This window comes from Clostridium sp. ZBS2 (genome assembly GCF_023845855.1).
GTDB lineage: Bacteria > Bacillota > Clostridia > Clostridiales > Clostridiaceae > Clostridium > Clostridium aquiflavi.
In genome coordinates this window covers 163,884-186,240 of the sequence record NZ_JAMQIF010000016.1, presented here as the reverse complement: position 1 = coordinate 186,240, position 22,357 = coordinate 163,884, and the positions used below count along the sequence as shown (strand labels likewise).

Annotated in this window: 27 protein-coding genes; 26 read left to right on the top strand and 1 reads right to left on the bottom strand. The window is 25.8% G+C overall.

Translation table 11 applies throughout. The features are described 5' to 3' along the window. Positions 1-3: 3 nt before the first annotated feature. From NG918_RS10275 to NG918_RS10205, 15 genes are all read left to right on the top strand, one after another. The gene (locus NG918_RS10275) at positions 4-1,365 is read left to right on the top strand and encodes a UDP-N-acetylmuramoyl-tripeptide--D-alanyl-D-alanine ligase (RefSeq protein WP_252226046.1); all 1,362 of its coding nucleotides are present in this window, start codon (positions 4-6) and stop codon (positions 1,363-1,365) included. A gap of 40 nt (positions 1,366-1,405) precedes the next feature. Beyond that, entirely contained in the window at positions 1,406-2,380 is a 975-nt protein-coding gene (mraY, locus tag NG918_RS10270) for a phospho-N-acetylmuramoyl-pentapeptide-transferase (RefSeq protein WP_252226044.1), read from the top strand. A 142-nt stretch (positions 2,381-2,522) separates the two neighbouring features. Then, entirely contained in the window at positions 2,523-3,647 is a 1,125-nt protein-coding gene (gene spoVE / locus NG918_RS10265) for a stage V sporulation protein E (protein ID WP_252226042.1), read from the top strand. A gap of 439 nt (positions 3,648-4,086) precedes the next feature. Then, positions 4,087-4,752, top strand: coding sequence for a cell division protein FtsQ/DivIB (locus NG918_RS10260; RefSeq protein ID WP_252213277.1), 666 nt, complete (start codon positions 4,087-4,089; stop codon positions 4,750-4,752). 15 nt (positions 4,753-4,767) lie between these two features. After that, positions 4,768-5,496: a DUF881 domain-containing protein gene (locus NG918_RS10255; protein WP_252213280.1), complete on the top strand. Its 729-nt coding sequence runs from the start codon at positions 4,768-4,770 to the stop codon at positions 5,494-5,496. Positions 5,497-5,516: 20 nt separating this feature from the next. Next, positions 5,517-5,855 carry a small basic family protein gene (locus tag NG918_RS10250; RefSeq protein ID WP_003371191.1) on the top strand — a complete coding sequence of 113 codons (339 nt, stop codon included), beginning with the start codon at positions 5,517-5,519 and terminating at the stop codon, positions 5,853-5,855. Positions 5,856-5,868: 13 nt separating this feature from the next. Beyond that, complete coding sequence (locus tag NG918_RS10245) at positions 5,869-6,600, top strand: DUF881 domain-containing protein (protein WP_252213283.1); 732 nt, start codon at positions 5,869-5,871, stop codon at positions 6,598-6,600. A 104-nt stretch (positions 6,601-6,704) separates the two neighbouring features. Then, entirely contained in the window at positions 6,705-7,379 is a 675-nt protein-coding gene (locus tag NG918_RS10240; protein WP_252213286.1) for a YggS family pyridoxal phosphate-dependent enzyme, read from the top strand. Then, the gene (locus tag NG918_RS10235) at positions 7,379-7,840 is read left to right on the top strand and encodes a cell division protein SepF (protein WP_252213289.1); all 462 of its coding nucleotides are present in this window, start codon (positions 7,379-7,381) and stop codon (positions 7,838-7,840) included. Before NG918_RS10240 ends, NG918_RS10235 begins: the two co-directional genes overlap by 1 nt. An 8-nt stretch (positions 7,841-7,848) precedes the next feature. Beyond that, the gene (locus NG918_RS10230) at positions 7,849-8,115 is read left to right on the top strand and encodes a YggT family protein (RefSeq protein ID WP_252213292.1); all 267 of its coding nucleotides are present in this window, start codon (positions 7,849-7,851) and stop codon (positions 8,113-8,115) included. Positions 8,116-8,117: 2 nt separating this feature from the next. Continuing rightward, positions 8,118-8,882: a YlmH family RNA-binding protein gene (locus tag NG918_RS10225; RefSeq protein ID WP_252226039.1), complete on the top strand. Its 765-nt coding sequence runs from the start codon at positions 8,118-8,120 to the stop codon at positions 8,880-8,882. A 13-nt stretch (positions 8,883-8,895) separates the two neighbouring features. Then, positions 8,896-9,516, top strand: coding sequence for a DivIVA domain-containing protein (locus tag NG918_RS10220; RefSeq protein ID WP_252213298.1), 621 nt, complete (start codon positions 8,896-8,898; stop codon positions 9,514-9,516). 278 nt (positions 9,517-9,794) lie between these two features. Further along, the gene (locus NG918_RS10215; RefSeq protein ID WP_252226036.1) at positions 9,795-10,703 is read left to right on the top strand and encodes an RluA family pseudouridine synthase; all 909 of its coding nucleotides are present in this window, start codon (positions 9,795-9,797) and stop codon (positions 10,701-10,703) included. Positions 10,704-10,731: 28 nt separating this feature from the next. Continuing rightward, the gene (pyrR, locus tag NG918_RS10210; protein ID WP_252213304.1) at positions 10,732-11,274 is read left to right on the top strand and encodes a bifunctional pyr operon transcriptional regulator/uracil phosphoribosyltransferase PyrR; all 543 of its coding nucleotides are present in this window, start codon (positions 10,732-10,734) and stop codon (positions 11,272-11,274) included. A 33-nt stretch (positions 11,275-11,307) separates the two neighbouring features. After that, positions 11,308-12,468: a THUMP domain-containing class I SAM-dependent RNA methyltransferase gene (locus NG918_RS10205; RefSeq protein ID WP_252213307.1), complete on the top strand. Its 1,161-nt coding sequence runs from the start codon at positions 11,308-11,310 to the stop codon at positions 12,466-12,468. A gap of 250 nt (positions 12,469-12,718) precedes the next feature. Here NG918_RS10205 and NG918_RS10200 read toward each other — a convergent pair whose 3' ends face one another. Further along, a complete protein-coding gene (locus NG918_RS10200) occupies positions 12,719-14,452 on the bottom strand; it encodes an Rqc2 family fibronectin-binding protein (RefSeq protein WP_252226033.1) in 1,734 nt (577 codons plus the stop codon). Positions 14,453-14,716: 264 nt separating this feature from the next. Between NG918_RS10200 and dapF the strand changes: the two genes are divergently transcribed. From dapF to NG918_RS10145, 11 genes are all read left to right on the top strand, one after another. Next, a complete protein-coding gene (gene dapF, locus NG918_RS10195; RefSeq protein ID WP_252226031.1) occupies positions 14,717-15,538 on the top strand; it encodes a diaminopimelate epimerase in 822 nt (273 codons plus the stop codon). Positions 15,539-15,563: 25 nt separating this feature from the next. After that, a complete protein-coding gene (locus NG918_RS10190; RefSeq protein WP_252226029.1) occupies positions 15,564-16,568 on the top strand; it encodes a hypothetical protein in 1,005 nt (334 codons plus the stop codon). Positions 16,569-16,662: 94 nt separating this feature from the next. Beyond that, positions 16,663-18,039: a GspE/PulE family protein gene (locus NG918_RS10185; RefSeq protein ID WP_252226027.1), complete on the top strand. Its 1,377-nt coding sequence runs from the start codon at positions 16,663-16,665 to the stop codon at positions 18,037-18,039. Next, the gene (locus NG918_RS10180; RefSeq protein ID WP_252213322.1) at positions 18,026-19,102 is read left to right on the top strand and encodes a type II secretion system F family protein; all 1,077 of its coding nucleotides are present in this window, start codon (positions 18,026-18,028) and stop codon (positions 19,100-19,102) included. Before NG918_RS10185 ends, NG918_RS10180 begins: the two co-directional genes overlap by 14 nt. After that, positions 19,099-19,536, top strand: coding sequence for a prepilin-type N-terminal cleavage/methylation domain-containing protein (locus NG918_RS10175; protein WP_252226025.1), 438 nt, complete (start codon positions 19,099-19,101; stop codon positions 19,534-19,536). The genes NG918_RS10180 and NG918_RS10175 overlap by 4 nt, the downstream gene beginning before the upstream one ends. 31 nt (positions 19,537-19,567) lie before the next feature. Further along, positions 19,568-19,996 carry a hypothetical protein gene (locus NG918_RS10170; RefSeq protein ID WP_252226023.1) on the top strand — a complete coding sequence of 143 codons (429 nt, stop codon included), beginning with the start codon at positions 19,568-19,570 and terminating at the stop codon, positions 19,994-19,996. Beyond that, positions 19,989-20,444, top strand: coding sequence for a competence type IV pilus minor pilin ComGF (locus NG918_RS10165; RefSeq protein WP_252213331.1), 456 nt, complete (start codon positions 19,989-19,991; stop codon positions 20,442-20,444). The genes NG918_RS10170 and NG918_RS10165 overlap by 8 nt, the downstream gene beginning before the upstream one ends. Then, the gene (locus NG918_RS10160; protein ID WP_252213334.1) at positions 20,435-20,833 is read left to right on the top strand and encodes a hypothetical protein; all 399 of its coding nucleotides are present in this window, start codon (positions 20,435-20,437) and stop codon (positions 20,831-20,833) included. The genes NG918_RS10165 and NG918_RS10160 overlap by 10 nt, the downstream gene beginning before the upstream one ends. 48 nt (positions 20,834-20,881) lie before the next feature. Next, the gene (locus NG918_RS10155) at positions 20,882-21,583 is read left to right on the top strand and encodes a hypothetical protein (protein ID WP_252226020.1); all 702 of its coding nucleotides are present in this window, start codon (positions 20,882-20,884) and stop codon (positions 21,581-21,583) included. Next, positions 21,534-21,962, top strand: a complete 429-nt coding sequence (locus NG918_RS10150) for a hypothetical protein (RefSeq protein WP_252226018.1) — start codon at positions 21,534-21,536, stop codon at positions 21,960-21,962. Before NG918_RS10155 ends, NG918_RS10150 begins: the two co-directional genes overlap by 50 nt. After that, on the top strand, positions 21,949-22,329 hold the full coding sequence (locus NG918_RS10145; RefSeq protein WP_252213343.1) for a hypothetical protein: 381 nt from the start codon (positions 21,949-21,951) through the stop codon (positions 22,327-22,329). Before NG918_RS10150 ends, NG918_RS10145 begins: the two co-directional genes overlap by 14 nt. Positions 22,330-22,357 lie beyond the last annotated feature (28 nt).

Genomic DNA, 22,357 nt, shown 5'->3' with positions numbered 1-22,357 from the left:
ATTATGGATTTAACTCTAAATGAAGTACTAAAAGCAATTAATGGTGAATTGCTAATAAAAAATAATGAAGGAAATTTTGAAAAAATTTCAACTGATACAAGAAAAATTGATAAAAATAGTTTATTTATAGCATTAAAGGGTAATAATTTTAATGGAAATAATTATGTGGTTGAAGCAATAAAAGGTGGATCAACTGTTGCAATAATAGATGAAGTGAATTTTAAGTTAGAAGAGTTAAATGACAAAGGAACAATTATTAAAGTAAATGATACAAAATCAGCATTAGGAGCTTTAGCAAAATACTATAGAGAAAAATTAGGGATAAAGGTAGTAGGTATAACAGGATCTACAGGTAAAACATCTACTAAAGATTTAGTAGCAGCCTTTTTAAGTGGAAAATATTCTGTATTTAAGACAAAAGGAAACTTTAATAATGAAATAGGGTTACCACTTATGATTTTTGAATTAGATTCAAGTTATGATATTGCAGTTCTTGAAATGGGAACAAGTAACTTTAATGAAATTCATAGATTAACTAATATTGCAAGACCTGATATGGCTATAATTACTAATGTAGGAGTATCTCATATAGAATATTTAAAGACAAGGGAAAATATTCTTAAAGAAAAATTTAGCATAACAGACTTTTTTAAAGAAAATAATACTTTAGTAATAAACTATGAAAATGATATGCTTCAAAAAGTAAATGAAGATAATAAATTTAAAATTGAAAAAATTGGATATGATAAAGAATATGATTTATATGCAGAAAACATAGAGTTAACTGAAGAAAGTACTTCTTTTGATGCAGTTAATAGTAATGGAGAGCGTCATAGATTTAAATTAAATATGGTGGGAGAACATAACATATTAAATGCGCTTTTAGGAATAAGAATATCAGAAAACTTTGGTATTACATTTGAAGAAATGGAACTAGGACTAAATAACTTTGAAGCTACTTCTATGAGATTAGAGTTTATAAAGAAAAATAATTTTACAATAATAAATGACTGCTATAATGCTAGTCCAGATTCAATGAAATCTGCTTTAAGTGTTTTGAAAACATATAGTGGAAGTAGAAAAATTGCTGTGTTAGGAGATATGGGAGAGCTTGGAGATCATGCTAAGTCATCTCATGAAATGGTAGGTCAAGATGCAATAGGAAAAGCAGATATTGTTTTAACAACAGGTGAGTTTAGAGAAGATTATAAAAGTGGTTTTGGAAAAGATGCAGTGACTTTTAACTGTAAAGAGGAATTACAAAATTATTTATGTAATTTAATAAAAGATGGAGATGTTATTTTAGTTAAAGCATCAAGATCAGCAAAATTTGAAGATATAGTAAAAAATATAGAAGCTTTATAGTATAACAAAGGAGGTGAACTGCCAAAAAAGGCAGTATAAGATGGGGGATACAATAAAAGAATTATTAAATCCAACAGTTTTATCAGCATTATTAATGGGATTTGCGTTTTCAATGGTTTTAGGACCGATATTTATACCTATGCTGCATAAATTAAAATTTGGTCAAAACATAAGAAGTGATGGTCCTAAAAGCCATCTGAAAAAATCAGGTACTCCAACTATGGGAGGTCTTATATTCTTTATCTCAGTGAGCGTAACAATGCTTATTATAGGATATAAACCAACTGATGAAGGTATGATAATATTATACTCATTGATTGCATTTGGTGTAATTGGGTTTTTAGATGATATATTAAAAATAATTCATAAAGATAATTTAGGGCTAAGAGCTTATCAAAAGATGATTTTATTATTACTATTTTCTATTGCGTTAGCTTATTATGGATATACTAATATAGGAACAGATATTATAATTCCATTTATGAATTCTAAATTGAATTTAGGAATTTTCTATATACCATTAGTAGTTGTATATTATGCAGCAACAACTAATGCAGTAAATCTTACAGATGGAATAGATGGTCTTGCGTCATCAGTAACCGTTATAGTTTTAACTTTCTTTGCAATAGTAGGTTTTAAAACAGGACATTATCAAGTTGGAGTGTTTTCAATTGCTCTTGCAGGTGCGTTATTAGGATTTCTTAAGTTTAATGCTTTCCCAGCAAAAATATTTATGGGGGATACTGGATCATTAGCTCTTGGAGGTGCAATAGGAACAATAGCTTTAATACTAAAAATGCCATTATTCATAATAATAGTTGGTGGAATATATGTAATAGAAACATTGTCTGTTATAATACAAGTAACATCTTTTAAGACGACAGGTAAAAGAGTATTTAAAATGGCTCCTATCCATCATCATTTTGAACAATGTGGATGGAGTGAGGTTAAATTAGTTACAGTCTTTTCAATAATAACATTAACACTATGCATCATAGGCTTTATTGCACTTTAATTAATTGAAAGTAAATAATTGAAAGGTTATGTTTTAAATGAATGCTGATATTTTAGTATAATATCAACACTGCCTTAAAACAAAGCTTAATACGATAACATTATTTTAATTAACTTAGTAATTAAGTTTGGAGGATTTGTGTATGAGAGTTAGTAAACTCAAAAAAAAGAATATAGGTCAAATAGATTATGGGATATTCTATAGTGTAGTTTTACTATTGGCAGTTGGAGTTGTTATGGTATACTCTGCAAGTTCTTATTATGCTATGTTTAAAAACAATGATAGTATGTACTTTTTAAAAAGGCAACTTGTTTGGGCTGTTTTAGGAATGATAGTTTTAGGGACAACGATGTCAATTGATTACCATAAAATCAAAAGATATACATTATGGCTTATGATAGGGTGTATACCCCTATTGCTAGTTGTGTTTTTATTTCCAGGAGTAAATGGAGCTCAAAGATGGATTCAGATAGGTCCATTATCATTTCAACCATCTGAACTAGCTAAATATGTGGTAGTTCTATTTTTAGCTAAGAGTATAGAAATGAAAGGTGATGGAATAAAGAATTTTTCAACTGGTATAGTACCATATTTATTTGTTTCAGGAATATATGCGGCTTTAGTATTAGCAGAGAAAAACTTAAGTATAGCATCCGTAATAATGATAGTTACATTTATTGTTCTTTTTTCAGCTGGTGGAAGAATAAAACATCTATTTGGAATAGTTGCTCCACTCATGGTAGCGGCAGCGACTATATTTACTTTAGGAGAAGGCTATAGAAGAGCAAGAATGTTAAACTTTATAGATCCATGGAAAGATCCAACAGGAAATGGATATCAATTAATTCAATCTTTTTATGCATTAGGTGCAGGAGGCATTACAGGTCTTGGGTTAGGGCAATCAAGACAAAAAACATTATATATGCCAGAACCACATAATGATTTTATATTTGCAATAATAGGAGAAGAATTAGGTCTTATTGGTTGTTTGTGTATAATAATGCTTTTTGTAGTTTTTATATGGAGAGGTATAAAAGTTGCTATGAGCGCAAAAGATACTTATGGAACTTTATTAGCAATTGGTATAACATCTGTTGTCGCAGTACAATCGTTAATAAATATTGCAGTTGTAACTGGTTCAATGCCTGTTACAGGAGTACCATTGCCGTTTATAAGTTATGGAGGAACGTCCCTCGTAATAAATATGGCAGCTATGGGAGTCCTCTTAAATATATCGCGTCAGACAGAAGGAAAAAAGGATAAGTAAATTAGGTTATTCTTTAAAATTATATGTTGATATATGCAATAGGTGAAGTGGAATTGTAATTGGACTTTGAGAATATTTAATTAGTATTTATAGGTTTAATTACTAAACTCACCTTTACTTATACATATATCAACACACTCCTAAAACATAGCCTTAAATAAAAATAAGAGTCATAATTATTTTAAAATTATGACTCTTATTTTATTAAGTTTTTCTTATTATGTAAAATCTATTAAAAAGTTGATGAAAATTTTCAAACAAAGTGGTATTATTATATAAGAAATTTATTAAAAAATTTTATTTTAAGATAAATTTTAAATATATATTATTAAGTAGAGAAATAGGGATGGGCATGGTAAAAAAAACAAATAAATATATTATAAAGTCTAAGCGTAAAAGATTCATAAAGAAAATAATAATAACGCTTCTTTTTTTAATTATGGGAATAATAATATTTATTACTAAATCAAATATTTTTATAGTAAAAAAGGTAGCAGTTACAAATAATCCAATAATAACTGGTGAAGATGTAAAAGAGAGATGTGAAAAGGTACTTGGAGAAAATATTTTTTTTGTAAGTAAGTCTGATTTGACAAATGAAGCTAAAAAAAATCCTTATGTTGAGTCTGTGACAGTAACAAAAAAATTTCCTAAACAAATAAATATAAATATAGTGGAAAAAGAGGGAATTTACTATATAGATGAAGGTAAAAATAAATTAATTTTAAGTAATAGATTAGTTTTACTTGAAAGAACTGATGACTTAAAAGGAAGAAATTTAGTAGAAATAAAAGGTATTGAATATAAAGAAGGGGAAGTTGGAGAAAAAGTCTTAGATGATGATAGAATTAGTGAAATATTAACTACTTTCTATGATATAGTGAGAAACAATCCAACAGAATATAATATTAAATCTATTGATCTCCAGGATTTAACTAATATTAAAGTATATATAGGGGAAGTAGAAGGAAGACTAGGAAATGATGAAAATTTATTAGATAAAATGAATAAAGTAATCCATATTGTGTCAAGTCCAGAAGTATCAATGACTAAAGGATACATAGATGTTAGTTTTGAAGGTGCACCTGTATATTATCATGAATAGGAAAGGTAGGTAAAAATGAAGATATCTAAATCACAAATTTTTGTAGCACTGGTATGCGCACTTTTAGGTTTTTTATTGGCATATCAATTTAAGATGTTATCAAATAAAAACGGTCCAACGGAAATAAGCAATTATGATAAAAATAATATTATTGCAGAACTAGAAAACTTAAGAAAAGAAAAAGAGGAATTACAAAAGTCAAATAGTGAATTATCAGAAGAACTTAAGGTACTAGAAGAATCAGCTGCTAAAGAAGGCGATTTAGGAAAAGAAATTAAAAATAAGTTAGATACTTCAAGAATGAATTTGGGTATAATTGACGTTAAAGGACCAGGAGTAGTAATTACAATAACTCCTAAAACATCAATATTTGAATCTAACACTGGAGTAAGTGGGGTAAGTTTAGGTGAAGAAGAACTTGTTCATATTGTAAATTTACTTTGGTATTCAGGAGCAGAGGCAATTTCTATAAATGATATACGAATAACACCACAAACAGGAATAAAAATAGCCGGTAATGGTATATCTATAGGTTCATCAGGCAGAATATATCCTAATGATAAAATAACTATAAATGTTATTGGAGATAAAGGAAGATTAAATGTAGGTATATCCTTTCCAGGGTCTTTAGATTATGGAGCACTTCCTAATTATAATTGTGAAGTTAAAACAAGTGATGATATATTGATTTTAAAAACAACTCAATCTATAAAGAATGAGTTTATAAAAGCAGTTAAAGAATAGAATTATAAGGAGGAAAAAAGTTGATTGCAATAATTGGTCTATTAATAGGAGTCATATTAGGTTTTGTATTTGATGTTAATATTTCTGAAAGTTTTTCACCATATATGTCGGTTGCAATACTTGCATGTTTAGATTCAGTCTTTGGTGCAGTAAGAGCAAATTTATCTAAGAATTTTCAAACAGATATATTTATATCAGGATTTTTTGGTAATGCATTGCTTGCAGCAGGTTTAGCATATCTTGGAGATAAACTTGGAATTCCTATATACATAGCGGCGGTAATAGTATTTGGTGGAAGAATTTTTAATAACTTTGCAATAATAAGAAGACTCCTATTGGAAAAATTAAAATCGCGCTAAAGTAGGTGAGATTGTGAATAAAAGTAAGCAGACATTCCTTATTTTTCTTACAACTTTAATTTTAGGAATTTTAATTTCAACAAATATTAATCTTGGAGAAATACAGTCATTTGTAGAGTTAAATGCTAAACAATATAAAGATGCTATAGAAGAAAGAGCTAATTTGTATAAAGAAATAGGAAATCTAAAAGAAAATAATAGTGAAATTAAAGATAAAATTAATGACTATATGAAAGAAGATGAAAAGAACGATAAAATTCTTGAAGATATGAAAGCTCAAATTTTAGATTATGAATTATTTGTAGGCTCAAGTCAAGTTGAAGGTCCTGGAATAGTATTAAAAATAAATGATGCAAGCATTAATTTAGAACAAGACTCACAGTTTGAAGTGACGGATAAAATATTTCATGATAATGATATGGCATTAGTTTTAAATGAGCTGCGAAAAGCAGGAGCAGAAGCTATTAGTGTTAATAATCATAGGGTAGTCCCATGTACAGGGGTAATATGTAATTGGGCTTTTATAGGATTTGATGATAATACTATGGAGTCAGCTCCATTTAGTATATATGCAATTGGAGATCCAGAAAAGCTAAAGACTGCATTGTTAGAAGATGGAAGTCACGTAAAAGAACTTATAATTAGAAATCTTTATGTAGAAATAGAAGAAAAAGATAAAATAACATTGCTCCCAAGTAGAGCTGCTAATGAGATTGAATTTATGAAAAGATACGAAAATAATTAAAAAAAATTAAAAAATTTTAATTTTAATATACTTTATTAAAGGAAATTTAATTTTTATAGAGAATAATATTAAAGATAGAGAATAATAAGTAAAAGGAGTAGACTATGAGCATTAAGGAAAATATAGAAAAGCTAAAATTAGAAATTCCTAAAAATGTAGAGCTCCTGGCTGTTTCTAAAACCAAACCTATAGAGGATTTAAAAGAAGCATACGAAGCAGGAATTAGAGATTTTGGTGAAAATAAAGTACAAGAACTTGTTAATAAGGAAGAAAATCTTCCAAAGGATATAAGATGGCATTTAATAGGTAAACTTCAAACTAATAAAGTAAAATATTTAGTGAATAAAGTTCACTTAATACATTCTTTGTCTAGTATAAAACTTTTAAATGAAATTGAAAAAGTTTTTGAAAAAAATGATACAGTGGCAAATGTATTAATTCAAATAAATATTGGTAGAGAAGAAAGTAAGAGTGGAATATTAAAAGAAGAACTACCAGACATAATAGAAGCTATTGAAAATTGTAATCATGTATTAGTTAAAGGCATTATGGTTATTATTCCTAAAGGTGATGAAAAAAATAATAGAAAATACTTTAAGGAAACGAAGGAAATATTCGATTATTTAAAGGTAAGGGAATATAAGAATATAAAAATGGAAGTACTTTCTATGGGAATGACTCATGATTTTAATGAGGCAATAGAAGAAGGTTCTACCTTGGTGAGAATTGGACAGGGGATATTTGGAGAAAGAAATTATAATACAGGAGGAGAAAAATAATGAGTAATGTATTAACAAAAATGAAGTCATTTTTAGGATTAGGGGACGAAGAATATGATGAATATGATGAATATGATGAAAATTATGAAGATTCAGAAGATGATGATGTAGAAGACATGATAGAACCTGTTATTACAAATAAAAAAAATAGCAAGGTTGTAAATATTCATACATCGCCAACAACAAAAGTGACAATAACAAAGCCGGTTGATTACGAAGAAGCAACAGAAATTTGTGATGCTTTAAAAAATAGAAGAATAGTTTTAGTAAATACCACTTTGTTAGAATTAAAAATAGCACAAAGATTATTAGATTTTATAAGTGGTTCTTGTTATGCTTTAGGCGGGGAACTTCAACAAATAGAAAAAGGTGTTTATATCCTTTCTCCATCAAATGTAGAAGTAACTAATGAGTTAAAGAATGAATTAAGTTCAAAAGCTTTATTTAATTGGTCAAAATAGGAGGAGACATGGCATTTATTATTGGGAATTTTATTAGTATACTTTTTAGAATAATAGAATTAGCTATACTAATAGAATGTATATCTTCTTGGATTTCTCCAGGAAAGCAAAATGAATTTCTTAATATAATAAGTAGCTTCACTTATCCGGTACTAGAACCATTTAGAAAGCTTCAATATAAGTTTATGCCAAATATGATGATAGATTTTTCACCTATCTTTGCAATCTTTGCATTAGATATAATTAAGGCTGTTATATTATCTATAATTTATTAATTATGAAAGAAAAAATAATTAATTATTTCTCGGAAGATGATAAAATTGAAGCATTAAACTTATATGAAAAATATATGCTAGCAGTAGATAAAGATATACCTGTTTTTGGGAATTGTTTTTATTCACCAAAGGTATGGAAATGGTTTAAGAAAAATTGTGAAACTAGCAAATTTAAAGTTACTTGTGAAGGTATTTTTAAGGATTCAGAAAGAAAAATGATTTCATTTAATAATATTTATGATAGTCCTTTTCCTATAAGGTTACTTAAGGTTGAAGGAAAATCTAAGTTTTCCAATTTAGAGCATAAGGATTTTTTAGGTGGAATCTTATCACTAGGAATAGAAAGAAATAAAATTGGAGATTTAATAGTTGAAGATAATGTATGTTATTTGCCTATACATGAAGACGTATTAAATTTTCTATTATCTAATGTTGATAAAATTGGAAAGACTCCCTGCCGTATTACTGAAATACAAAATGAGGGAGACTTTCCTGAAATAAGATTTAAAGAGGATGTTATTTTAGTTTCATCTTTAAGAATTGATGGGATTGTTTCAAAAATATCGAAGTTATCTAGGGCAAAAGCTCAAATGTTAATAGATCAAGGTCAAGTTTTAATTGAGTATAATAAGATTAAAGATAAAAGTTATGAAGTTAAAAGTGATGAGAGAATTGTTATAAGAGGAATTGGAAAATTCATTGTAGGAGAAGTTATTGGAAGCAGTAAAAGCGGAAAATATAAACTGATTATAAAAAAATATACATAGTTGAGGTGAGTTTATGAAGTTAACACCAATGGATATAACAAATAAAGAATTTAAAAAAGGATTAAGAGGATATAACGTAGAAGAAGTTGATGAATTTTTAGATGAAATAGTAGAAAATTATGAAGAGCTATATAAAGAAAATTCTAATTTAAAAGAAAAGTTAACAAATATGCAAGAAAAAGTTGACCATTATTCACAAATTGAAACAACAATTCAAAATACATTAGTTTTAGCACAAAATGCAGCAGAACAAGCTAAGAGTAGTGCACAAAAAGAAGCCGAATTAGTACTTAAAAATGCAAATGAAACTGCTCAAAAAGTTCTTGATAAATCTCATAATGATGTTATTGGCATTAATGATGAATATGAAAGAGTTAAACAAGAATTTATTAAATTTAGAGCAAAATACAGAAATTTCATGAATACTCAACTTGAAACTTTTGATGATTTAGAAAAAGATTTTATAAAAAATTATAATGTTTCAGAACCTATTGATGATGGAGACATGAAAGAAAAAGATATTGTTGATCAAGAAGTAGAAGTAGAAATTTCAGATGATGATTTGATTGATTACGATAAAAATTCACTTACTGAGGATTTAAGTGAAATAAAAAGCTTTTTTGCTAAGGAGTAAAATTTATATTATGTAAGTTTATTTACCTTTAAATTGTTATGCATAATTACAGTTTAAAGGTATTTTTATTTATTTGATTAAAACATAATTTAATGATAAAAAGGAAAAAGTATTTAAATGATAAGGGATAATATATTACAATGAAAAATTTTTATTGTATGGGTAAAAAATCGACAATCATTATAGTACATTTAGTGATTTATATATATATTTGTTGAGTAATATATAGGATTATATTATAATATTGAGAGAATATTTACAGAAAGGCTATTATTTTTATGGAAGAAAATATTTTAACAGTAAGCAAAGAGAATGAGGGAACTAGAATAGATAAATATTTAAGCGAAATGTTAAATGGAAAATCTCGTTCTTTTGTTCAAGGCCTTATTGAAAAAGAAAACATTAAGGTAAATAGTGAATTAATTAAAAGCAATTATAAATTAAAAGCTTGGGATGAAATATCAATAACAATACCAGAAGCTGAAACTTTAAAAGTTGAATCTGAAAATATAGATTTAGATATATTATATGAAGATAAGGATATAATAGTAGTTAATAAAGAACAAGGAATGGTTGTTCATCCAGCACCAGGTAATTACAATGGAACGCTGGTAAATGCATTATTATTTCATTGTACTGACTTATCTAGTATAAATGGAGTTATAAGACCAGGAATAGTACATAGAATAGATAAAGATACTTCAGGTGTATTAGTAATAGCTAAAAATGATGAATCTCATAATAAATTGGCTTCTCAATTAAAAGATCATTCAATGAATAGAGAGTATTATGCCTTAGTAGAAGGCAGATTTAAGAATGATTCTGGAATCATAGATAAGCCTTTAGGAAGAGACAAGAAAAATAGGCTAAAAATTGCAATAACTCAAGAGGGAAGAAGAGCGGTAACTCATTATGAAGTTTTAGAAAGATATGATTTAGGATATACACTTATAAAATGTAAACTTGAAACAGGTAGAACACATCAAATAAGAGTACATATGGCATCACTTAATCATCCTTTAGTTGGAGACCCTCTTTATGGATTTAAAAAACAAAGATTTAAATTAAAGGGACAAATGTTACATGCTAAAAAATTAGGATTTATACATCCAACTAAAAATGAATACATGGAATTTTCAACAGAATTACCACAATATTTTGAAGAAGTATTACAAAAATTAAGATAAAATATAGTATTAATAGGGGGAAGAAATTATGGAATTAAAATCAACTTTATTAGATGATAAAGCGATAAAAAGAACATTAATTAGAATTTCTCATGAAATAATTGAAAGAAATAAAGGTGTAGAAGATATAGTCCTTATTGGTATAAAAAGAAGGGGATATCCATTAGCAGAAAGAATAGCAGAGCAAATTGAAGGCATTGAAGGTAGGAAAGTAGATGTTGGATATGTTGATATAACTTTATATAGAGATGATCTTACTATAGTTGAAAAAGATCCAAAAGTTAAGAGTATTGATATAGAAACAACTATAAAGGATAAAAAAGTAATATTAGTTGATGATGTATTATATACATGCAGAACAGTTAGAGCAGCTATTGATGCAGTTATGGACTTAGATAGGCCAGAAGGAATACAATTAGCTGTTTTAATAGATAGAGGTCATAAGGAATTACCTATAAGAGCAGATTATGTTGGTAAAAATATACCTACATCTAAAAATGAAGTTATAAAAGTTATGTTAAATGAAATTGATGGAGAAGATTCTGTAAAAATATATGATTCTATTAATTAGTATAATAGATGAATTTTATAAAAGGAGCAAAATATGTATAATTTAATTGCAACAAGTACTTTTGGTATAGAAAGCATAACAGCAAAAGAATTGAGAGCGCTTGGTTATGAAGATCTAGAAATTGAAAATGGGAAAGTAACATTTGAAGGAGATGAAATGGATATAGCTATAGCCAATGTCCATTTAAGAACTGCTGATAGAGTATTAATTAAAATGGCTGAGTTTGAAGCAAAATCTTTTGAGGAACTTTTTCAAGGAACTAAGAATGTGAAATGGCATGAGATAATACCTAAAGATGGAATTATGCATGTTGTAGGGAAATCTGTAAAATCAACACTACATAGTGTACCTGATTGCCAATCTATAGTAAAAAAAGCTGTAGTTAGCAGTATGAGTGAACATTATGGAATTGAAACTTTTAGTGAAAGTGGTTCTACATATAAAATAGAAGTTGCTATTTTAAAAGACAAAGTAACATTAACAATAGATACTACTGGTCCTGGATTACACAAAAGAGGATATAGAGAACTAGCAGGAATAGCACCATTAAAAGAAACATTAGCAGCATCAATGCTTTTACTTTCAAGATGGAATGATAACTTTGAACTTGTAGATCCATTTTGTGGATCAGGAACTATACTTATAGAAGCTGCTATGATAGCATTGAATATAGCACCAGGATGTAATAGAAACTTCGTGGCAGAAGAGTGGTCTGATGATATAAGAAACACATTTGCCATGGTTAAAGATGGAGCTAAAAAAGCAGTTAAAGATAAAGAAATAAATTTAATAGGATATGATATAGATTATAGAGTTTTAAAAGTTGCTATGGATAATGCTGAAAAAGCAGGAGTTTCTAAGTATATAAAATTCCAAAAGAGAGATTTCATGAGCTTTTCAAGTTCTAAAAAGCATGGGTTCATAATATCAAATCCACCATATGGTGAAAGAATTGGTGAAAGAGAAACATTAGAGCCTCTTTATAATTATATGGGCCAAATGAAGAGAAAACTTAATGAGTGGGACTTTAATATTTTAACATCTATTGAAGGATTTGAAAAATTGTTAGGAATAAAATCTACTAAAAATAGAAAGTTATATAATGGAACAATCAGATGTTATTATTATCAATATTTTGATAATATAAAAATTAAAAATCCAGGAGATACATTAATAAATGAATTGATGGATTAAACATATACTTTAAATAAAGATTATATCAACACTTTGCTAAAATACAGCATAAGTAAAAAAACGATAACTCAAAGTTAATTTTTGGTTATCGTTTTTTTGTTTATGAAATTGTAGAATTTTTGAAGACTTTTAATCAAAACATTAATTAAGCTACCTTTAATTAAAAAAAGTATTACACATACCTTTTGCTCTTTAAATAGTATCCAGAAAATTATATGATTATAAGAATTCAATCCATGAATAACTTAATTTATAATTCTAAATTTAGATTATCAAAATCTTTTGGATCTACTATCAATGTTTTATTTGTATGGTAGATTACCATTCCAGGTTTTGCTCCATTTGGTTTTTTAAGTTCCTTAACTTTTGTATAGTCAACTGGAACTTTTGAAGAATTTTTAGCTTTACTATAATAAGCAGCTATTATTGCAGCTTCTTCTAAAGTTTTATCTGGTATTTCATATTCAGCAATAATAACATGAGAACCAGGAATATCTTTTGTATGTAACCAAAGATAATTTTTATTAGCAAACTTTAAACTTAAATAATCATTTTGCAAGTTATTTTTACCAACATAGATATCTATACCATCACTAGATTTAAAGTGGTGTGGTTTAGAGGTTTTCTTCTTTTTATTGTTTTTATCAGATTTTTTAAATCTTATATAACCAGTTTCAACAAGTTCATTTTTTATATCGCCTATTTCATCGTAGCTTTCTACATTTTGAATATTAGTAAGAACTGAATTTAAATACTCTTCTTCTTTGAGACTTTTATCAAGCTGAGATTTAGCGTATTCTTCTGAAACTTTTAGTTTATTATATTTCTTATAATAAGCCTGAACATTTTCTGAAGGAGTCTTAAAAGGATCTAATCTTATTTCTAGATACTCCTCTTTTTCACTATAATAATTTAATAGAGAAGCTTTAGTAGCACCTTTTTTTATACTATATATATAAGACGTTAGTAAATCACCTTTAATTCTCAATTTTTCTTTTTCATCACATTCTTTTAAAGTTTCATGTAAAATTTTTGATTTCTTTTTACATCTATCTATGTTTGTAACAACTAATTTTTGTAAATCTATAGATTTATTATGAAGTCTATCTTGCTTATCTTTTTTATAAAAGAAATCATCCATAAGTATATTAGGATTATTATATTCTATAGTAGAAAAATTATATTCTAAAGAAGATAATTTTAAGAAATAAAAGTCCTTATAAACTCCACTATCATTAGTGTAAATATTATAAGAAAGATTTTTATCAAGATTTAATATAAAATTCTTAAAAATTTCATAAATTTCTTCTCTAATGGGTGATGAATTGGATTTTATAATGTTATAATATAAATCTGAAGACAATAATTTACTAATACCTGTAAAAGTTTTTGAAAAGAAGTTCTCATCAAAAATTATTGAATTAGTAGATATAAAATTATTAAAATCTTCATATTCAAATAGTAAAGGATTTAATTTATTAGATTCTGGTGGATAAACATAATTAACACCAGGATAGAGAACTCTAAAAGTATTAATATCTGGGGTTATGTGCTTTATTGATTCCATAACCTTATTATCTCTATTTCTAACTAATGTGATATTAGAATGTCGGCCCATAATTTCAATTATAAGTGAATAAATGCTATTGAAGCCTAATTCATCACGATTTTCTATATCAATTACTAAAACTCTATCATTATTTTTTTGAGTCAATTTAGTAATTCTACCACCTAATAAGTATTTACGTAACACCATTAAGTACATTGGTGCTTTTATAGGATTGCTTTTAGTTGAATTAGTTAAATGAATTCTAGCAAATCTTGGAGATGCTGATATTAAAAGCTTTAAATTTTTACGTTCTTTTCTTAATGTTAAGATTATTTCATCTTTTTCAGGTTGATTTATTTTATCTATTTTAGAATCTAATATTGATTTTTTTAAATCATTAACTAAACTATATAAGTAGATACCGTCTAGTGCCATTGTAATTCGTCCTTTCTTAGTGCGACTAGGCAAAAAAATAATGCCTTTAAGATAGTATAACATTATAATTGCTTTATTATCAAATATTGATATTACATAGCAAAGCAATTATATTTTATTCATAAAAATTAAAAAATTTAACGTTATATTTTAAGATATTATTAATAATTTAGTATAAGGCAAGTTCAAATTCTATTGGGGCATTAAGTTAAATTGTTAATATTTATTTAAGTAAAATGAAAATAGATTGGGGGAGATACTAAAATGGAATTTTATAAAATGCATGGAGCAGGAAATGATTTTATTTTTATTGAAGACTTTAATTATGAAATTAAAGATGAATGTGATTTAGCACAAAAAGTTTGTAATAGACATTTTGGAATTGGAGCTGATGGTTTAATTATTGTTAGAAAATCAAAAAATTCAACAGCTAAAATGGTTATTATAAATTCTGATGGTTCTAGAGCAAATATGTGTGGAAATGCAATAAGATGTTTTGGAAAGTATATTTATGAAAATAAAATCATAGATAGTATTAAGTTTCCAGTTGAAACAGGAGATGGCATTAAGGAAATAGAATTAATACTAAGAGATGATAAAGTAGAATATGTAAAAGTGTATATGGGAAAACCATCCTTTGATGGAAAAGATATACCATTAAATAATTTAGAAGAATTAATTGATAAAGAAGTTGTTATAGATAAAGAAAAATATAATCTGACAACTTTACTAATGGGTGTCCCCCATACTGTTATTTTTGAAAAGAATCAGGAATATGAGGTTGAAAAGGGAGAAAAGATAGAAAAATTCTCTTTATTTAAAGAAGGAACTAATGTTAATTTTGTAAAGGTTAATGATAAAAATCATATACGTGTAAATACATGGGAAAGAGGTGCTGGAGCAACGCTTGCTTGTGGTACTGGATGCTGCGCTTCAGCTGTAGTTGCAAAGGAATTAGGCTATGTAAGTGGAGAAAAGATATTTGTAAAAGCTCCAGGTGGAAATCTTATAATAGAAGTTCTAGAAGATGGAGTATATATGAGTGGGCCAGCAGAATTTATTTGTAAAGGAAATATTATTTTATAGTGATAAATTAATTGAGGGGATAAAAATGAACGTGTTAAAAAAGAAAAAAATGAGTATTTTAGTATTGATTGTTCTACCTCTGCTGATGCTAGGATGTTCATCTAAGAATGCTGAACCTATTAGCGTAGCAGAGGAATTACAAATTAACCAAGGTACAATATTAAAATATGAAGAAGATAAGTATAACTTATATAATTACAAAGAAGATGAATATAAATTATACGAACCAAATAAAGCAGTAGTAGCTTATGACAAATCAAGTTCTAATTATATATACAGTGAAGATAAAAAATATTATATTGTACATAACGGAGAAAAAAATGAAGTAAAAGATAGAGAATTTACAGACATAAAAATATCCCCTAATGGAAAATATATATCATACTTTATAGAAGATGAAGGTTTACATTTAAAAGTATTTGAAACAGATAAAAACAAAGAAATGAAAATTAATTCTAAAGTATCTGTGTCAGGTGTTTTATATGACTGGTATGATGAAAATATCATTCTCTATTATGGAATCAGTAGTGATGGTATAAATGGAGTTTTCACATATGATTTAGATAACAATAAAGAAAATCTTATTTATAAAATAGATGAAGGATATCTAGGATTTATAAAATCTTCAAAAGAAAATATTATCTTTTTACAAATAGATTTTGATAATAATAAAGAGCTGATGATGCTTAATAAATCTAATAATGAAGTAGTATTATTAACTGATAAAATTGAGTTATTACAGGATGTTATAATTAAGAATGATGAAATATATTTTGTTGGAAAAGCTTATAATGATAAGGAGTCCCTTTATAAAGTGAATGGAAATAAGGTGCAAAGAGTAGTATTTGACTTTCCTTCAATAGTAGAAGTAGGTAAGGGATTAAGCATTGGTGAAAATGGAGAGATTTTATTTATAGGTAAAGATAATAGTTCAAAAAAGAAAGCTGTATACAGTTGCTCTGAGGATAAGACAATAAGCTTAGTATCAGATAAAGCTAATGATTATGATTTTATAAAATTTAATGAATAAATTAAAACGCTGAAATTAGAGAGTAACCTCTTTGATTTTAGCGTTTTTACTATTTTTTGAATATATTTACATTAAGAGGGTATAGTACTTAATAATGATGAAGGGAGGTATAAATATAATTGAATATAAAATTAGAGATGTAGATGTGAGCATTTCAAGAAGGATAAGTAAAAAGATATCTGACAAATATAAAGTTATTCCTATAAAACAAGAAAAAAGTACAACTATTGTATTGGGACATGAAATAAAAGATGAAGCAGAAGAATACTTAAGGTTTATTTATAATAATAAAATTGTCTTAAAAGAAATAAGTAAACAAAATTATGACTATTTAAGAGATATTATATTTAAAGTAGAAGATGAAGATATAGAAAATACTTTGATTTATAATGCTATTTTAAGGAATGCTAGTGATATACATTTTGAACCATGCGAAAAAGAAGTAGATATAAGATATAGAATTAATGGTGGATTAATTTTAGTTCACAAAATGCTTTTATCTGAATACCTAACTTTAGCTTCAAAAATAAAACTTAAAGCTAATATGGATATATCAGAAAGGAGAAAACTACAAGATGGAAAAATACTTATAAATTATAACAATAATAATTATGATTTAAGAGTTTCATCTATTCCTGTAGTTTATGGTGAAAAAATAGTTATAAGAATACTATATAGCGAAAATTTTAATTATAAATTAGAAGATCTATATTTTTCAAAAGAAAAAATAGAATTAATAAGAAAGATTATGTCATTAAAGAAAGGTCTAGTTTTAGTTAATGGACCAACTGGAAGCGGGAAATCGACAACTCTGTATACTATATTGAAAGAAATCAATAAAGAAGATATTAATATAACAACTCTAGAAGACCCAGTGGAAGCAATCATTCCAAATATCAATCAAATGAGCTTAAATAAGAAATTAGATATAAATTTTTCAAATGGTTTAAAAAACATATTAAGGCAAGATCCAGACGTTATTATGGTTGGAGAGGTTAGAGATGAAGAGACAGCATCTATGTCTGTAAGAGCATCGATAACAGGGCATAAAGTGTACACCACTATTCATACATCAACACCAAGAGAAGTCTTTTTTAGACTTGAGGATATGGGGGTAAAACCTTACTTACTTAGAGATTCAATTGTGGGAATAATATCTCAAAGATTAATAAAAATACTATGTGAAAATTGTAAAAAGGAAGATATTAAAAATGATTATAAAGGAATTAAATTATATAAAAAAACTGGTTGTTCAAAATGTAATTATTCTGGATATGAATCAAGAAAACTTATAAGTGCTGTATATTTTTTAGATAAGGAATATGATGAAGTCGATATTTATAAAGACAAGTACTGTTTATCTAATATTGGAATGAAAGATGATTTAGAAAAGTTATTAAAGAGAGGACAAATATCCTATGAAGATTATGTAAGATTTATGAAAGGAGAAGGATTAAATGAGTATCTTTAAGAAAATAAATTGTTTTCTTAACAAAAGGTACAAGAAAATAAACTACAATGAATTAAGTTTAATATCTGGAAGCTTAGCACAATTATATAAAGATGGAATAAAAATAAATGAATCTTTAAATTTAATAAAAGAAGTTACATTAACTAAAGAGTACAAAAGAAGTATTAGTGATATTGTTAAAAACATAGAAAATGGAATGACATTATCTAACGCTTTCGATGAAAAAAGAGAATTATATCCTAAGTTTTTTATAGGAATAATATCTATAGGAGAAAATTCAGGAAAGCTATATGAAGCTTTAAAAACGCTAAAAAATTACTATGGAAAAAGAGCTTTTATAAATAAATATATTATAAGTTCATTAACATATCCAATGATATTAATGATAAGCATATTAGCACTAATGGTATTTTTAACTTTAGTAGTTATACCTAATTTTCATAGTATTTATTTATCAATAGGAATAAAACCACCTTTTAGTTGTGAAAAAATATATGAATTAAGTAATTATATAAAAGAAAATCCACTTTTAAATTTTATATCTTTTCTATGCTGGGGAGTTTTTATACCATTCATAAGTATAAGGAGATTAATAGACAAAAGATATGTAAGTTTATTAAGTAATTTCAAGATTTTTAACAAGTTTTTAGAGTATGTAATTGTATTTATATTATCTATTATTGTTAATAGTGGAATGAATATTTCGTATGGACTCAGGTATTGTTCAGATAGTATGAATTTTAATTATATAAGTGACAAACTTAATAAAATTAATGAAGATATATTAAAAGGAAGTACATTAAGTGAAGCAATAACTGACACAAATATATTTTCTAAATATACAATTGCTGTAATAAAGGTAAGGGAAGAAAGTGGATCTATAGGAGAAGCTTTAAAAGAACTAAGTTTAACGTTAGAAGAATCTTTAATTAGAACAATTAATAAATACTTAAGTTTATTACAACCATTTCTTATAATATTTATATCAATAGTTATTACAGTATTTTTTATGATTTTTATTCTTCCTTTATTTGATAGCTTAAAAATAGGAGCGATTAAATGAAGAAAAAGGGATTTACCTTAATAGAAGTCGTAGCAAGTTTATCAATAATTTTAATAATATTTTCTTTAACTTTATCAGTAAAAGATATACATTCTACCATTTCAAATGATATAGAAAGCAAATCAGCTCTTTATGATGTAGAAAATTTATTATCTTATAGTAAAGCTTATTGTAAGAAGAATAAGAAAAGTGGTGAAATTCAAATAGATAATATACGAAATAGAATTTTATTTGGAAAAGATGGCCTAACAACAGTAAAACAAGTTGTTTTACCAAGAAAGATAAGAATCATTAGTAAAAATGATTGTATACAAGTAAGATCCAATGGTCACATAAAGCAAGGAAAAACTATAGTGTTTCAAGATAATAAAAATAATATATATAAGGTTACTATAGCAACAGGGATTGATCCTATTAATATTAGTGGCTTTTAAAAGTATATAAATTTTTAGAAAGGAAATAAGATTGAAAAGTAAAGGAAGTATTTTAATAGAAGCTATTGCAGCATTATTTATGTTGAGTTTAATTATAATCTTCTCAATAAGTACTTATATTCATAATAATCGTATATTAAAAGAAAGAATGTTAAGAGAAGAGCTAAATAGAGCAATATATAATATTACCAATGAATTAAAATATAATACTAAAATGAATAAACTAAAAGACACACTAAATAAAGAACCGTTAACATTAAGTTTTGATGAAAACTTTTTTGAAGAGTTAACTAATACAGAAATTTTGGATTTAACAAAAGGAAATGATATTAAAATCTCTAAACTTAAAGAAGATGATTATAAACTTGAAATTTTAATTAAAGGACTTATTAATAAAGACAATATTCAAGTTGATATAGAAGAAAGTTTTATAAAAATGTGGTGGATGGAGTATGTTTAGAAATAAAAGAATGATAAGTAAAAATTCAAATGGATTTACCATTATAGAATCAATGGTGTATATTTTTTTTACAACAATAATATTTCTTATATCAACTAACTTAATTTTTGATAGTTATAAAGTATATATACAAAATCAAGAAATCAGTAGAGTATATAATAAAATGCAAAACTTTTATATAAATCTAGATTCAATATTGCAAAAAGACATAATAAGAGATATAGAATTTGGTGAAACATATTTAATCCTTTATAGGGACAAAGATAATGTTTTGATAAGTAAGAATATTAGAAGTGATAAAGAATCATTAGGTGCAAAGTACCCAGGAAGAATATCCCCTAATATATTACTTAAAGAAGTTAAAGATTTTAAGGTGATACAAAAAGATAAATTAATCTATTTAAAGATAATTGATAAAAGTGGAAGGGAATTTATTAGATGTATATAAAAAGTAAAGGAAATATTATTATAAGTACACTTTTAGCATTTTCAATAGTTATGCTTATAAGTAGCTGTAGTTTTATAGTTATGAAAAATAATAATGAGATGTCATATCTATACAATAATGATGGAGACAGATATAGCTTATTACAAAATGAAGAGAAAGCATTACTAAACTTTAATAAAGAATTAAACAAAATGAAGAATGAAGAAATCTTTATTGAAAATTTTAATATAAAAAATGATACTAATGAACTAAAGTACAAAATAGAAAAAGATAAATTTTATTTATTAACAGAAAAGAACATATGTAGAGAATTAAAATATATATTTGATGGAAATAAAATATTTTTAATTCCAATATATAGAAATATAGATATGAATAGTGAAAAATAAAAAAAGTTAATAATTTAAAAAAGATTTAAAGTATTAAGGAAGTGGATTATGAAAAAATCAGTTTTAATTATGAAAAAACATGCCTTTATATATAAGGATAAAGAATACTTATTTGAACAGTTTGAAGAAATTGAAAAATTAATGAGTAAAAATAGAGAATTCATAATAATTGAAGAAGAATTATATTCAAGACACTTTACTGAAAATATAAAAAAATCACACATATATGAATATGTTGAATTTAAGTTAAATAAAGAATTCCACAAGAATGAGGATATATTATACCATTATGATTATGATAAGAAAAATGGATTAGTATCAATTTATTCTATAAAAGGTGGAAAGAGATTAGAAATATTATCTAAAGGGTCCAGCAACATAAAGGTTATTCCAGTTCAATTTATTATTAAAGATATAATTGTAAATTTATTAGGGAAAAATGCATTAAATTCTAATTGTATAGTTTATTTTTATGGATTTTACTATTACATTGAATTGGTAAATGGAAAGTTTAATCGTGCCTTTGTTGAAAATGAACTTGATAATTTAATTAATAGAATAAATAATTTTGAGAGTTTATGCGAAAATAAAGAAAGTATTTTTTATATAGATAAAAACATAAAAAATAAAGATATAATTACCTTTGATAATGCCAATAAAGAAATAAAAATAATGAATGTTAATTGCGAGGATGTATTATATGAAAAAATATATAAGAAACGAGAACTTCATTCCAAAAAAATTTTATGATTTGAAAATTCAAAAAGAAGTAGAAAGCATAAAAAGAATAAAATTTTTATTTATAATAGTAAACCTTATTCTGTTACCAATGACATTTAAAAATATATATATTTTTAGAGAAAATAAATCAAATTTAATAAATAATGCTGATAATAATAAAATTGAAGTTGAAGAAAGTAGTGTTGATTGTGATGATATAGTAAGTTGGATTAATAATATATTTTTAGATGAGATTGAAAGCGCATGCGTAGATAAAGATGGTGGACAATTTAAAATAAATGCAATGGATGCAATAGAAAAAATAGATAGTGATATTAATATAAAAAATATAAATAATGACAATACTAATTATATATTAGGAGTAGAATTGAACAATGAAAGGAAATAAAGTATTAGCTATAATTCTAATTATTATGTCTTGTTTTCAAAGTATGATTTTATATACTACAAACAAATTTAATTTAACTATAAAAAAAGAAGAGTCATATAAAGAAAGTGTAACTATAAACGACTATAAAAATATATCTAATATAAGCTCTGAGTTTAAAGATTTTGATAATATTGAACTTTTAGAAGGAGCAAAGCAACAAGATGGCAATTGGATTGTATCTTTAAAAATAGAAGGTGAAAAAGAGGAGATTTTAGAAAGCTTATCTAAGTTAAGAAATTATGCTATAAAGAATTATAAAATTGAGCATAATAAAGACAGTGGTTCATTGATAATAGAATTAAGTAAAAACAATATAAAGATGTGATTTAAAATATTTTTATGCTATTTATGAT